Here is a 14,205-nt window from a genome sequence, read left to right as displayed (position 1 = left end):
CCGCCGCCCGTCCCTGTCGTCAGTCGTCGTACTTGACCGTGCCGTCCTCGTGCAGGGTCGGGTGGAGTTTCATGGGGCCGTACTCGTCGGCGTCCGACGGGCGGGGCGGCTCGGGGCCGTCCGGGCCCAGGCGGATCATCCGCTCGACGCGGCAGATCCGGAACAGACGGCCCTCCACGCGTGCCTCGTCGGCGCGGCCGGCGGCCCGGAAGGCCTCCGCGGCCCGCGCGTACAGGGTCTTCTTCCGCTCGTCGAAGCGGTAGAGCATCGCCCACACGCGGGCCATCCCCTCGTACAGCGTGCGGCGCGCCTCGTGCGGGGTCGCCGACAGGGAGCCGCACGGGGTCCAGCCCGAGTCGTCGCGTTCGGCGACCGAGAAGCCGACGGGCAGCCGGACCACGTCCGGGTGCGTCCTGATCGCCCGCTCCGAGTCCGCGCGCACGTCGGCGGGGAACTGGGCGCCCGTGTACGTGAAGTCGCGCAGGCCCAGCCGCAGCGCGCCCGCCATCGGGCCCTCGTCCCGGCCGGGGTCCAGGACGTAGCCCACGTCCGGCGAGGGGCCGGCGCCCTGGTCCTCCCAGGAGGGCGCGGCGGGTTCGAGGTCGGTGGGCCGGGGCGGCTCCAGGCCGTCGTCGCCGGTCCGGGCGAACTCGTCGCCGCGCACCACCCGGTAGCGCACGCCCAGGGCCTCCACCTCGTCGGCCGGGGCCCGTTCCAGCAGGGCCACGGCCGCCAGCAGCTCGCGTCGGACGGCCGGATCGTCGGCGCCGTCCTTCGCCTTGAACCACAGGTGCGAGTTCAGCCCGTCGCGGGCCTGCTGGGGCATGCTGTCCACCACCGGTTTCAGCAGCCGCCAGCCCGGCTCCGCGGCGGCCGGGTCCTGCACGGCGATGCCGAAGACGGGCCCGCGCAGCGCGATGTGCGGATAACGCCGGGAGGCCTCGACGGCGTCCGCCTCCGTCACCCAGGCGACGGGGTCGTCACGGCGGACCAGCTCCGCGTGGAGGGCGTCGAGACGTCGCTTCCAGTCATCGGTCATAAGCGCATTGTGGTCGGCGCGAAGGGATGCTTCGGGGTGAATGCCGGAAGTGGACGGGGTACGGGGAGGGGGCGTAAGGGGCGTGCCCGGTCGTGCAGGGTCGAAGGGTGCGCCCCTGTGGCCGCCGGACGTCACCCCTGTGCGTCCCCCGTGTCCCCGGTGAACTTCGCGCTGGTCAACAGCGATTCGACGCGCCACCCCAGCGACTCGTACAGCGCCCGCCCCTCCGGTGTCGCGCCCAGCACGCCGGTCCGGGCGCCCTGGTCGACCGCCGCGCGCTGGAGCGTGCGCATGACGAGGGCGCCGAGGCCGCGGCGGCGGTGCGCGGGGGACGTCTCGATCTGGTCGAAGACCGCCGTCGCACCGGTCGGGGCGATCTGACCGCGCGCGGCCAGGGAACCGTCCGGGGCGGCGATCATGGTGCGGGTCACCCCGCCGATCGACCAGGTGCGCTGCCGGTGTCCGTCGGGGACCGGGCCGGGCGGGACGTCCGCGAGCGCGGCCGTCATCAGGAAGCCGGGCTCGGGATCGACCCACCACCCCGGCCCCACCCAGCCCCCGACGACCGCCGGGTCCGCGAACGCCTTCAGCCACACCCCGGCCCCGGTCACCGCGCCCGCCGCCTTGCGGACGTCCGCCTCCTCGACGCCGTCGTTCGTCGCGCCGAGGACGTGCCGGGTGACGTGATGGGTCCCCGTGCCCACGTCGACGGTGCAGCCCCACGGCTCGTCCACCGGCGGCGCGGCCCCCCGTGACACGACCCAGCCGTCCACCCAGGCCCGCACGATCCGCTCCACAACGCCCTCCCGTAAGGCCTGCTCAAGCCCTTCGTCTATTACTCGATGACGATAGGCACACAGCCCCGCGCGCCGACAGTCGTGATCGCCCACAGCGAACGGGCGACATCCCGGGGAACATTCGAAGCGGCCCGTGCATTGAGTCGGCATAGCTCAACTTGACTGCCTAAGGGGAGATCATGGCTTCGACGTCCACACCGCTCACCCTGCCCGTGCTGCCCCTCGACGACGAGGTCGTGCTCCCCGGCATGGTGGTTCCGCTGGACCTCAACGACACCGACGTGCGCGCCGCCGTGGAGGCCGCCCAGGCCGCCGCCCGTTCAACGCCTGGCAAGCCTCAGGTACTCCTGGTGCCGCGCATCGAGGGGACCTACGCGAGCACGGGTGTGCTCGGCACGATCGAGCAGGTCGGCCGGCTGGCCGACGGCGACCCGGGCGCGCTGATCCGCGGCCGGGGGCGGGTGCGGATCGGCGCCGGCACCACCGGACCGGGCGCCGCCCTGTGGGTCGAGGGGGCCCGCGTCGACCAGAACGTCCCCGACCCGCTGCCCGGCCACGTCGCCGACCTCGTCAAGGAGTACAAGGCGCTCGCCACCGCCTGGCTGCGCAAGCGCGGCGCCTGGCAGGTCGTCGACCGCGTCCAGGCCATCGACGACGTCTCCGCGCTCGCCGACAACTCCGGCTACTCGCCGTTCCTGACCACCGAACAGAAGGTCGAGCTCCTGGAGACCGCCGACCCGGTGGCCCGTCTGAAGCTCGCCACCTCGCAACTGCGCGACCACCTCGCCGAGCAGGACGTGGCCGAGACGATCGCCAAGGACGTCCAGGAGGGCGTCGACAAGCAGCAGCGCGAGTTCCTGCTCCGCCGCCAGCTCGAAGCCGTCCGCAAGGAACTGCGCGAGCTCAACGGCGAGCAGGAGGGCGAGGAGTCCGACGACTACCGCGCCCGCGTCGAGGCCGCCGACCTGCCCGAGAAGGTCCGCGAGGCCGCCCTCAAGGAGGTCGACAAGCTGGAGCGCTCCAGCGACCAGTCGCCCGAGGGCTCGTGGATCCGCACCTGGCTGGACACCGTCCTCGAACTCCCGTGGAACGAACGGACCGAGGACCGCTACGACATCCAGGGCGCCCAGTCGGTCCTGGACGCCGAACACGCCGGCCTTCAGGACGTGAAGGAGCGGATCACCGAGTACCTGGCGGTGCGCAAGCGGCGCGGCGAGCGCGGCCTCGGCGTCGTCGGCGGACGCCGCGGCGGCGCCGTGCTCGCGCTCGTAGGGCCGCCAGGTGTCGGAAAGACCAGTTTGGGCGAGAGCGTCGCGCACGCCATGGGTCGCAAGTTCGTCCGCGTCGCCCTCGGCGGCGTCCGCGACGAGGCCGAGATCCGCGGCCACCGCCGCACCTACGTCGGCGCGCTGCCCGGCCGGATCGTGCGGGCGATCAAGGAGGCCGGGTCGATGAACCCGGTGGTGCTCCTCGACGAGATCGACAAGGTCGGCTCCGACTTCCGGGGCGACCCGGCGGCCGCCCTGCTGGAGGTCCTCGACCCGGCGCAGAACCACACCTTCCGCGACCACTACCTGGAGGTCGAGCTCGACCTGTCCGACGTGGTCTTCCTCGCCACCGCCAACGTGCTCGAAGCCATCCCGGAGGCCTTGCTCGACCGCATGGAGCTGGTCCGCCTCGACGGCTACACCGAGGACGAGAAGGTCGTCATCGCCCGCGACCACCTGCTCCCGCGCCAGCTGGAGCGGGCGGGCCTGGACAAGGACGAGGTCACCCTCGACGAGAGCGCGCTGCGCAAGCTCGCCGGCGAGTACACCCGCGAGGCGGGCGTGCGCACCCTGGAGCGGTCCATCGCCCGACTGCTGCGCAAGGTCGCGGCCCAGCACGAACTGGGCGAGCGGAAGCTGCCGTTCACCGTCACCGACGAGGAGCTGCGCGCCCTGATCGGCCGGCCGCACCACGTGCCCGAGTCCGCCCAGGACCCGGCCGAGCGCCGGACCGCCGTGCCCGGCGTCGCCACCGGCCTCGCGGTCACCGGCGCGGGCGGCGACGTCCTGTACGTCGAGGCCTCGCTGGCCGACCCGGAGACGGGCGCGGCGGGCCTGACCCTGACCGGTCAGCTCGGCGACGTGATGAAGGAGTCGGCGCAGATCGCGCTCAGCTTCCTGCGCAGCCACGGAGCAGAGCTGGAGCTGCCGGTCGGCGACCTGAAGGACCGGGGCGTGCACATCCACTTCCCGGCGGGCGCGGTCCCGAAGGACGGCCCGAGCGCCGGCGTCACCATGACGACGGCCCTCGCGTCCCTGCTGTCCGGCCGGCTCGTGCGCACCGACGTGGCGATGACCGGCGAGGTCTCCCTGACCGGCCGGGTCCTGCCCATCGGCGGCGTGAAGCAGAAGCTGCTGGCCGCGCACCGGGCCGGGGTCACCACCGTGATCATCCCCAAGCGCAACGAGCCCGACCTGGACGACGTCCCCGCGGAGGTGCTGGACAAGCTCGACGTCCACGCCGTCACGGACGTCCGACAGGTCCTGGAACTGGCGCTCGCGCCCGCCACGAACGGCGCGACGCCGGAGGTTCCCGTGGCGGCGTGACGGACGCTGCGGGAAAGGCGAGGCCCGGGTTCCGTGAGGGAGACCCGGGCCTTCGCCGTGCCTGAAGCGGGCCTGGGAACCGCCCCTGGCCTGTGCCTGCGAAATACTTAAGAGCTGCACCGAAGGCAGCGACCGGCGAACATCAGGGGTGCTGACGTGCACGAGGACCACGAGGACCACGGGGATCACCAGGACCACCGGAATCACCAGGACCACGGGGATACGGGCGGCGACGCGTCGTCGCGCGGCGTGGAGCGGGACGACCGCGAGTTCCTGTCCCTGGAGCGGGAGCTCACGGTGCTGCTGCGCCGCGCCCGATCCAACCAGGGCGAGATGGCCCGCGAGGTCCACCCGGACCTGGAGTCCGCCGCCTACGGGCTCCTCGTCCGGCTGGAGGAGTGCGGCCGCCAGCGCGCCACGGAGCTCGCCGCCTACATCGGCGTCGGCAAGGCCACCATGTCCCGCCAGCTGCGCGCCCTGGAGCAGCTCGGCCTGATCGCCCGCGAGCCCGACCCGGCGGACGGCCGCGCCTGGCTGGTCGACCTCACCGAGGAAGGCCGCACCCGGGTCCGGCGGGTCCGCGACGCCCGCCGCGAGCGGTACGTCAGCCACTTCTCCGACTGGGACCGCCGAGAGGTCGGCGAACTGGCCCGCCTGCTGAACCAGCTGAACCGGGGCATGGAGAAGTGAACCGGCGGAAGTGAACCGGCGGCCGTAGACGGCTCACGAGAACTCCCACGCCTCCCACGCCTCCCACGCCTGCCAGGCCTCCCACGCCTCCCACGCCTCCCACGCCTTAGAGGTCCACGCGCACCACCGTCGCGTCGTCGTGCGTCTTCGCCCGGCCCAGGAAGGCCCGCCCGGCGCCGTCGTCCGCCCGCTCCAGCTCCCGGACCCGCTCCACCAGCGCCCCCGCCCCCTCCTTGCGGACGAGGGCGAACAGCTCCGGCCAGTCGCCCTGGTGGAAGAGCTCCGTCCACTGGGCAGCCCCGTCCGACAGCGCGGCCAGGGCGTGCACCTCGGCGCGCGGCACGGCCACGGTCACCGCGCGGGCGGCCACCGAGGGATCGGCCGCGGCCGTGAAGAACCCGCCCTCCTTGTTGCGCAGCGTGCCGTCGACGACCTCGGCGCTGCTCAGCAGCGTGCGCGGCAGCCGCGCCAGCCGGTCGTCCTGGACGGCGGTCACCGCGCCGTCCGGGGACGCCAGCAGCAGCGTCGCGTCACACAGGACCAGGCACTCGACCGTCTCCGGCGACCAGCGCGCCAGGGCCACTGTGGCCTGTGGGGTGCGTGGGTGAGAAAGGTCACAGGTTTCGGAATGGGCCCCAGCGGTACGTGCGATGGCGAGGGCGAGCGCCTCGGCCAGCGGGACATCCGGGAGTGAAACGGTCAGTTCGGTCAGCGCGCCGCCCAATCGCGCGGTGAACCAGGGGACCGAATGCAGACAGCCCGCGCCGCCCGGCGGCGGCGTCACTCCGTCCAGGAGGACGAGCGAACCGCCCTGTCCGGAGGCGGAAAGTCCGATACTCGCGAAGTCCTCGTTGGGGCGGGCGCGATCGCCGGCCTCCGACACAAGTTCCGTACGCATTCGGCCAGTCTGCACGACCCCTTCACAGCCTTCGCAAAAGGCTGGCATCGCACGCCGAACAGCCGTACCGCCGCAGGTCAGACGCCTGCTTTGGGCGGGAATGAAGCACTCCGGGAAGGCGTGGCGGCGAATACTGTCAAAGCCCGCCGCCCACGTCCAACCGGCCTGCCGGGCAAGGTCGCTGCACGCGCCAGAGGAACTTGCCCGCCAACTCCCCTCCGATGTTCACTCCTTCGGGTGGCGGGGCAACCGATGCGCGACCCCTGCCCACCGGCACTGGGAGGGTCGGGAACCGTACCGGACGTACGCACCAGTTGACGGGGCGTCACATCCGGCCCATGGAGCACGAGTCAGGAATGCGAGCACCGGTGCAGAAGACGCGGCCTCGGCGTACAGGCAGGCAGACGGCCTCCGAGGGGGGCGCGGAGCGCACCCCTGTCGGCAAGGGCCGCCCCACCCACGTACGCAACCGGCTGATCGTCGCGGTGGCCGTGGTGGCCGCCGCCGTCGCCGGGGCCGGCGCCCCCTCGATCCTCGCCGCCTCCGGGCAGCTGAAGGACTCCCAGGACCTGGTCACCCTCGCCGAACAGACCCAGGACGCCATCGCCCTCGCCCAGTCCCTGGCGGACGAACGCGACGAGGTCACCGCCTATGTCGCGGCCGGCCGCGCCAAGTCCAAGGCGCCCTCCGCGCAGGGCAGCGCCCGCGTCGACCGGCAGGCCCGCGAGCTGACCGCCGAGACGGACGTCTCCGAAGCGCTGCGCAAGGCCCTCGCCGCCGTCCCGTCCGTACGGCAGTCGGCCCTCACCGGCAAGAGCACGGCGCCGCAGGCGCACCAGGCGTACTCCGAGGCCGTCGCCGCGCTCCACGTCCTCGTCGACCGGCTGGCCGAGCAGATGCCGCCCCGAGCCGGCTCCGGCGCGTACGCCCTCGCCGAGCTCGACACGGCCGTCCAGCAGGCCTCCGCGGCCCGGGGACTGCTCCTCGCGGCACTCAACGTGCCGACCACCGACGAGACCGAGTACGACCCCGTCACCGGCCGGACGACCACCGAGAAGGTCTCCACCGAGGCCGACACCAAGCAGCGCGACGCCCTCACCGCCGCCGCGCAGCAGGCCCGGCTGCGCTCCGACGCGGCCCTCGCCGACTTCCGGGAGGGCGCGCCCCAGGAGGCGGTGTCCTCCTACGACTCCACCGTCACCGGCGGCGACGTCGACACGGCCGAGACCTACCTCGCCTCCCTCACCGACCAGCCGACGCTGAGCGGCAACGAACTCGACACCAGCGTCAAGAAGCTGGACGCAGCGCTCTCCGCCCGCGTCGACCTGATGCGCGGCGTCGAGTCCGCCCTGTACAACCACCGCACCGAGGACCTCGCCCAGCTCCGGGACGACGACGTCACCGACCTGGAGCTGCGCGTCACCCTCCTCGGGGCCCTGATGCTGCTGGCGGTCGTCGTCGCCACGGGCCTGGCCCGCAGCCTCACCCGCCCGCTGTCCGTGCTGCGCCGGGGATCGGCGCGGCTGGCCGAGGCCGAGAACCCCGCGGCCGAGGAACCCGTCGCGTTCACCGGCCGCAACGACGAGTTCGCCCAGGTCGTCCGCTCCGTCAACGCGCTGCACGAGCACGCCGTGGCCGTCCACGAGCGCGTCGCCACCCTGGAGTCCGACCGCAAGCACCTCGTCGGCCAGCGCCAACGGATGGCCGACGCCCGCGAGGAACTGCGCGCCGAACTCGCCGACTCCGCGGCCAAGCTGGACGGCCTGCGCGACAGCATCAGCGGCACCTTCGTCAACCTCGCCCTGCGCACGCTCGGCCTCGTGGAGCGCCAACTCGCCGTCATCGAGGGCCTGGAGGAGCGCGAACAGGACCCCGACCGCCTGGCCACCCTCTTCAAGCTCGACCACTTCGCCACGGTCATGCGCCGCCACAGCGAGAACCTGCTGGTCCTGGCCGGCACCGAACACGTCCAGCAGCACGCGGGCGCGATCCCGCTGGTGGACGTGGTACGCGCGGCGGTCAGCGAGATCGAGCGCTACGAGCGGGTCCGCATCTCGGCGCTGCCCCCGCACGCCCACGTGGCGGGCTTCGCCGCCGACGACCTCTCCCACCTCCTGGCCGAACTCATGGAGAACGCCACCTCGTTCTCCCCGCCCGACCTGCCCGTCGAGGTCTCCGGCTGGCTCCTGGAGAACGGCGACGTCATGCTCTCCGTCCAGGACGAGGGCATCGGGATCACGGGTGACCGCCTGGAGCGTCTCAACGCCCGCCTCGCCGAGTTCGACCCGGAGACGCCGTACGACCAGGAGGGCGAGGACGGCCTCGGCCTCGGTCTGTACGTGGTGGCCCGGCTCGCCCACCGGCACGGGGTGCGGGTGCGGTTGCGCGAGCAGAAGCAGGGCGGGGTGGCGGCCGTCGTCGTCCTGCCGGCCCCGCTCCTCGCCACCGCCCCCGCCGCCGCGATCCCGTCGACGGCCCCCGCCTCCGCCACCGCCCAGGCGTTCACTCTTCCCGGTGCGGACGCGGAGGCCAACTCCAACGTCCTGCCCGGCCGTTCGAAGCAGCCGGATCCCCTGGTCGCCCTGGCGGAACAGGCGGTACGCAGGTCGGAGACCCCGGCCGACGCCCCGGCCGACGCCCCGGCCGAGACCCCGGCCGAGACGACGATGGAACTGCTGCTGCCGTCCCCCCAGGGGGAAACGGCGGGGGAGCAGACCGGTGCGGCCCCCGAACCCGCGGCCGCCGACGGCGAGGACCCCCCACAGGACCTTCCACAGGGGCCACCCGCACCCGACAACGAAAGCGGCACGGGTGGCGCGAGCGGGAACCAGCCGGCCGATGGCGAAGCCGAGGCGGAACACACGCGCCCCCCGGAGGACGTCCTCACCGACAAGGGCCTGCCCAAGCGCACCCCCAAGATCACGACACCCGCACACACCCCGCGTCAGCGGACCGGCTCCGTCGACGCGGACGCCCTCCGCCGCCGTCTGGGCGGCTTCCGCAGGGGTGCGGAGGCCGGCTACCGCGACGTGGAAGCGGAAATGGCAGAACGCACGGGCCAGAACACAGTTCCGGCGCCGCACGCACCGCAAAGAGCTCAAGAAGCACACGCACACGCCGAAGAAGACACGGGGGGCACAGTCGAGGAGGCAAGCAGTTGACCGCGCCCAGTACCTTCGGACTGAGCAGTGAAGCCCGAAACCTGCACTGGCTGTTGACCAACCTCGTGGAGGAAGTGCCCGGCATCCAGTCCGTCGCCGTCGTCTCCTCCGACGGCCTGCTCCTGCTCTCCTCGGACCCAGGCCGCAACGACGAGGCACGCCAGTCCCGCGAGATCAAACCCTCCGGCCCACGCGGCTCCGCCGCCGACCTCGCCACCATCGTCTCCGGCATCGGCAGCCTCACCGTCGGCGCCGCCAAGCTCATCGCCTTCGGCGGGGTCAAGCACACCATGGTGGCGATGGACGAGGGCAGCCTCTTCGTCATGTCGATCAGCGACGGCTCGCTGCTCGGCGTGCACGGATCCGCGGACTGCGACATGAGCGTGGTGGCGTACCACATGGCGCTCTTCGTGGGCCGCGCCGGCCACGTCCTGACCCCGGAACTCCGCAGCGAGCTACGACAGTCCCTGGAGTCCACGACGACGGGGATCGTCCGATGAGCGCCGCCCCGCAGCAGCCGCAGCCGGCCAGGCAGCGACTCCCCGTCCGCGGCGGCGACCGCAAGCCGGCCCGCGTGCGCCCCTACTCGCTCACCGGCGGTCGCACCCGCTTCGGACACGTCCTGCTGGTGGAGACGTTCGTATCGAGCACAGCGGCCCTCGAAGCGCCCGAGGAGCGTAAGGAGCTGACCGGGGGCACCGCCCGCGCTATTGGCAGCGGGGGAGGTTCCCTCAAGTCGACGGTCATGCCGGAACTGCGGGCCATCGTCGAACTGTGCCGCCGTATGCGCACGGTGGCCGAGATCGCCGCGCTGCTGAAGATGCCGCTCGGCGTGGTCCGGGTGCTCCTCAGCGACCTCGCGGACCAGGGAAAGATCCGTGTGTACGGCACCGGTACCGCTCACGGTACGGGCCGTCCCGACCGCGCTCTGCTGGAAAGGGTGCTGAGTGGACTCCGTCGTCTCTGACGCCGCTCGTGGCGTCTCCCCGTTCGTCGAGCCCGAGCCCGACGAGACGTTGCAACCCTGGCAGACGGACCGCACCCGAGCCCCCATAGCCACCAAGATCGTGGTGGCGGGCGGCTTCGGCGTCGGCAAGACCACCCTCGTCGGCACCGTCTCGGAGATCGAGCCCCTCCAGACGGAGGCGCTGATGACCGAGGCCAGCGAGGAGACCGACGACCTCACCGGCACCCCGGAGAAGACCACCACCACGGTCGCCATGGACTACGGCCGTCTCACGCTCGACGACGACCTGGTGCTCTACCTGTTCGGCACGCCGGGCCAGCAGCGGTTCTGGTTCATGTGGGACGACCTGGTGCGCGGCGCGATCGGCGCCGTCGTCCTGGCCGACACCCGCCGCCTGAAGGACTGCTTCCCCGCACTGGACTACTTCGAGAGCTGCGGACTGCCGTACATCGTCGCCGTCAACCACTTCGACGGCAGCGAGCTGTTCGAGCCGGACGACGTGCGGGAGGCGCTGACGATCCCCGCGCACATACCTGTCATGATCATGGACGCGCGGCGCCGGATCTCGGTGATCGAGACTCTGCTGGCCCTGGTGGGCCACGCGCTCGACGAAACCCCCGAGTAAGGCCCTTCAAGGAGAGTTCCCCGCATGCGGAAGATACTCGTCGTCGGAGCCGGCCAGTCCGGTCTCCAGCTCGCCCTCGGCCTCCAGTCGCACGGGTACGAGGTCACCCTGATGTCGAACCGGACCGCGGACGAGATCCGCTCCGGCCGGGTCATGTCGACACAGTGCATGTTCCACACCGCCCTGCAGCACGAGCGCGACCTCCAGCTGAACTTCTGGGAGCAGCAGGCCCCGAAGATCGGAGGCCTCGGCGTGTCGGTCGCCGCCCCCGGCTCGCACGACCCGGGCCCGACGCAGCGCGCGATCGACTGGGTGGGACACCTCGACGGGTACGCGCAGTCCGTCGACCAGCGGGTGAAGATGGCGGGCTGGATGGAGACGTTCGCCCAGCGCGGCGGCCAGCTCGTCATCCACGGCGCGGCGGTCTCCGACCTCGACTACTTCTCCCGCGCCTACGACCTCGTCCTGGTCTCGGCCGGCAAGGGCGAGCTCGTCCAGATGTTCGGCCGCGACCCGCAGCGCTCCCCCTACGGAGAGCCGCAGCGCGCCCTCGCCGTCTCCTACGTCCACGGGCTGGGCCCGCGCCCGGAGCACCCGGACCTGGAGGCGGTCCGCTGCAACCTCGTCCCCGGCGTCGGCGAGCTCTTCGTCATGCCGACGCTCACCACCTCCGGCCGCGCCGACATCCTCTTCTGGGAGGGCATACCCGGCGGCCCGCTGGACGTCTTCAACGGCGTCAAGGACCCGGCGGAACACCTCTCCCTGACCCTGGAGCTCATGGAGAAGTTCACGCCCTGGGAGCACGCGCGAGCCACCAAGGCCGAACTGACCGACGCCGGCGGCACGCTGTCCGGCCGCTACGCGCCCACCGTCCGCAACCCCGTCGGCCGGCTCCCCGGCGGCGGCCTGGTGCTCGGCGTCGCCGACGTCGTCGTCGCGAACGACCCGATCACCGGTCAGGGCTCCAACTCGGCGTCCAAGTGCGCCGCCGCGTACCTCGCGTCGATCCTCGAACAGGGGGAGAAGGAGTTCGACGAGGAGTGGATGCAGGCCACCTTCGACCGGTACTGGGAGACGGCCCAGCACGTCACCAAGTGGACCAACGCGATGCTGGCCCCGCCGCCGGAGCACATCGTCAACCTGCTGGGCGCGGCCGGGCAGCTGCCGCCCGTGGCTGATCGTTTCGCCAACGCCTTCAACGACCCGGCCGACTTCGAGCACTTCTTCTACGAGCCGGACAAGACGGCCGCCTACCTGACGTCGGTCGCCGGAGCCTGACGAACCGGCGGCGGCTCGTAGCGGCCCAGCGGCTTCCCCTCCGGGTCCGGCCGTACCGCTCCGAGCACCGGCTGGGCCGCGATCGGGGTCACCTTGACCTTCTCGCCCGTCCTCGGCGCCTGGACCACCTTGCCCCCGCCCAGGTACATCGCCACATGGGTGGCCTCGGGGAAGTAGATCACCAGGTCGCCGGGGCGCAGCCGCGTCAACGGGATCCTCGTCAGCCGCGCCCACTGCTCCTCGCTGGTGCGCGGGATCGGCGTCCCGGCGTGCCCCCAGGCCTCGGACGTCAGGCCCGAGCAGTCGTACGACCTCGGGCCCTCGGCGCCCCACTCGTACGGCTTGCCGATCTGCCGCACGGCATACCGCACGGCCTGCTCACCCTCCTTCGACGGCTTACGGTCCTCCCCGGGCGCACCGAGTGCACCGGACGCCACCAGCTTCTCCTGCGCCTGGGCGACCCCCTTCTTCTCCAACTCGGCGAGGGCGGCGAGCTGCTCGGCGGTGAGGGAGGCGAGGAGTTCCTCGACGTCGTCGAGGCGTCGGCGGACGTCGTCGCGCTCCTTCTTCGCGCGCTCGGCGAGGGTGAGTTGGTCGTCGAGGGCGGCGCGGGCCTTGCGGGCCAGCCCGTCGGCCTTGCGTTCGCCGCTCGCCAGCCGCCCGACCGTCTCCGCCCGCTCGCGCGCCAGCCGGCCGATCACATGCCCTTGATCGAGGGCGTGTTGCGGATCACGGGCGAGCAACAGCCGTACGTAGGGGGAGATGCCGGTGCTGCCCTGGTACTGCTGCCGGGCCAGCCGTCCGGCCGCGCCTCGGCTGTCGTGCAGGGAGAGCCGGGCCCTGGCCAGCTCGGCGTCCAGCCGCCCGACCTCGGCCCGCCGCCGCCTGAGCTGCTCCTCAGTGGCATTGAAGGCCTCGGTGCCCCTCTCGACCTCCCGATACAACCGCTGAAGCTCCCCCAACAACACCCCAACAGCCCGCTCCCCACCCCCGCCTTCGGCGCCGCCGTCTCCCACACCCCCGCCGCCTGCCACGCCCCCGCTTTCGGCGCCGCCGTCTCCCGCGCCCCGGCCTTCCGCGCCTCCGCCTTCGGCACCGCCGTCTCCCGCGCCCCCGCCTTCGGCACCCCCGTCTCCCACGCCCCCGCCTTCGGCCCCGCCGCCTCCCGCGCCCCGGCCTTCCGCGCCTCCGCCTTCGGCACCGTCGGCTTCGACCCCCGCCCCGGCCTCCACACCGGACCCGGCGGTGTCGCCGACGCCGAGGTCGACGCTCCCGGCTGCGGTCCCCGACGGTTGCTCCGCATCGAGGTCCCCGCCCCGGTCCCCGGGGGTTTCACCGTCGTCCGGTGCTCCGGCTCGGTTTCGTGAGGGTGTGCCGTCGTCCGCTGTTCCCGCTCGGTTTCGTGAGGGTTTGCCGTCGTCTGGTGTCCCGGCTCGGTTTCGTGAGGGTGTGCCGTCGTCCCGTGTTCCCGCTCGGTTTCGTGAGGGTTTGCCGTCGTCTGGTGTCCCGGCTCGGTTTCGTGAGGGTGTGCCGTCGTCCGGTGTTCCCGCTCGGGTTCCTGAGGGGCGGCCGTCGTCTGGTGTCCCGGCTCGGGCCTCTGAGGTTTCGCCGGCGTCCGGTCTTCCGGCTCCGGCCATCGATGGCTTGCCGGCATTTGATGTCCCGGTTCCGGTCGCCGACGGTTCGCCGTCGTCCAGGTTCTCCGAGGCGACCCTCGTCCGTCCGCCCGGCTGGGGGCGCCCCGCGGCGGCCGGCGCCCCGCCCGCCCGCTCCGCGCTCTCCCGGGCGGCCAGCGCCCGTCCTTCCGGCCTCGGGGCCATCAGGGCGGCCACCACCAGTCCCCCCGGTTTCAAAATGCTCGGGACGGACTCCGCCAGTCTCCCCGGTTTCAGGGCGCTCGGGACGGACTCCGCCAGTCCTCCCGGTTTCAGGGTGCTTGGGACGGACTCCGCCAGTCTCCCCGGTTTCAGGGTGCTCGGGACGGACTCCGCCAGTCCTCCCGGTTTCAGGGTGCTTGGGACGGACTCCGCCAGTCTCCCCGGTTTCAGTGTGCTCGGGGCGGCCGCCGCCAGTCCCCCTGGTTTGAGGGTGCTCGGGGCGGCCGCCGCCGCCAGTCCCCCCGGTTTCAGGGGGCTTCGGGTGGACAGCGTCAGTCC

At 72.6% G+C, this 14,205-nt stretch carries 11 protein-coding genes; 7 read left to right on the top strand and 4 right to left on the bottom strand.

The annotated features are described in order from the left end of the window. Nucleotides 1–19 precede the first annotated feature (19 nt). Entirely contained in the window at nt 20–1,039 is a 1,020-nt protein-coding gene (locus tag ACIBAF_RS15010) for a DUF5954 family protein (protein WP_399463629.1), read from the bottom strand. A 131-nt stretch (nt 1,040–1,170) separates the two neighbouring features. Next, nucleotides 1,171–1,836, bottom strand: a complete 666-nt coding sequence (locus tag ACIBAF_RS15005; RefSeq protein ID WP_399463628.1) for a GNAT family N-acetyltransferase — start codon at nt 1,834–1,836, stop codon at nt 1,171–1,173. Between the two features lie 179 nt (nt 1,837–2,015). Here ACIBAF_RS15005 and lon point away from each other — a divergent pair, with 179 nt between their 5' ends. Continuing rightward, the gene (gene lon / locus ACIBAF_RS15000) at nt 2,016–4,430 is read left to right on the top strand and encodes an endopeptidase La (protein ID WP_399463627.1); all 2,415 of its coding nucleotides are present in this window, start codon (nt 2,016–2,018) and stop codon (nt 4,428–4,430) included. A gap of 249 nt (nt 4,431–4,679) precedes the next feature. Beyond that, nucleotides 4,680–5,120, top strand: a complete 441-nt coding sequence (locus tag ACIBAF_RS14995) for a MarR family winged helix-turn-helix transcriptional regulator (protein ID WP_399463806.1) — start codon at nt 4,680–4,682, stop codon at nt 5,118–5,120. 106 nt (nt 5,121–5,226) lie between these two features. On the opposite strand, the gene ACIBAF_RS14990 is transcribed toward ACIBAF_RS14995, so the two are convergent. Next, complete coding sequence (locus ACIBAF_RS14990; protein WP_399463626.1) at nt 5,227–6,018, bottom strand: hypothetical protein; 792 nt, start codon at nt 6,016–6,018, stop codon at nt 5,227–5,229. A 368-nt stretch (nt 6,019–6,386) separates the two neighbouring features. On the opposite strand from ACIBAF_RS14990, the gene ACIBAF_RS14985 reads away from it, so the two are divergent. Genes ACIBAF_RS14985 through ACIBAF_RS14965 form a run of 5 tightly spaced genes read left to right on the top strand, consistent with a single transcriptional unit; the run spans nt 6,387 to nt 12,049 of the window. Further along, a complete protein-coding gene (locus tag ACIBAF_RS14985) occupies nt 6,387–9,179 on the top strand; it encodes a nitrate- and nitrite sensing domain-containing protein (protein ID WP_399463625.1) in 2,793 nt (930 codons plus the stop codon). Next, the gene (locus ACIBAF_RS14980) at nt 9,176–9,679 is read left to right on the top strand and encodes a roadblock/LC7 domain-containing protein (RefSeq protein ID WP_399463624.1); all 504 of its coding nucleotides are present in this window, start codon (nt 9,176–9,178) and stop codon (nt 9,677–9,679) included. Before ACIBAF_RS14985 ends, ACIBAF_RS14980 begins: the two co-directional genes overlap by 4 nt. Further along, nucleotides 9,676–10,146, top strand: a complete 471-nt coding sequence (locus ACIBAF_RS14975) for a DUF742 domain-containing protein (RefSeq protein ID WP_399463623.1) — start codon at nt 9,676–9,678, stop codon at nt 10,144–10,146. Before ACIBAF_RS14980 ends, ACIBAF_RS14975 begins: the two co-directional genes overlap by 4 nt. Further along, on the top strand, nt 10,127–10,771 hold the full coding sequence (locus ACIBAF_RS14970) for a GTP-binding protein (protein WP_399463621.1): 645 nt from the start codon (nt 10,127–10,129) through the stop codon (nt 10,769–10,771). Before ACIBAF_RS14975 ends, ACIBAF_RS14970 begins: the two co-directional genes overlap by 20 nt. Nucleotides 10,772–10,795: 24 nt before the next feature. Then, nucleotides 10,796–12,049, top strand: coding sequence for a styrene monooxygenase/indole monooxygenase family protein (locus tag ACIBAF_RS14965; protein ID WP_399463620.1), 1,254 nt, complete (start codon nt 10,796–10,798; stop codon nt 12,047–12,049). On the opposite strand, the gene ACIBAF_RS14960 is transcribed toward ACIBAF_RS14965, so the two are convergent. Next, nucleotides 12,022–13,083 carry an NlpC/P60 family protein gene (locus ACIBAF_RS14960; protein ID WP_399463804.1) on the bottom strand — a complete coding sequence of 354 codons (1,062 nt, stop codon included), beginning with the start codon at nt 13,081–13,083 and terminating at the stop codon, nt 12,022–12,024. The genes ACIBAF_RS14965 and ACIBAF_RS14960 overlap by 28 nt on opposite strands. Nucleotides 13,084–14,205 lie beyond the last annotated feature (1,122 nt).

Source organism: Streptomyces sp. NPDC051677 (assembly GCF_044453465.1).
GTDB lineage: Bacteria > Actinomycetota > Actinomycetes > Streptomycetales > Streptomycetaceae > Streptomyces.
The sequence above is the reverse complement of the archived record's forward strand: the minus strand, read 5'-3'. Positions and strand labels throughout refer to the sequence as shown.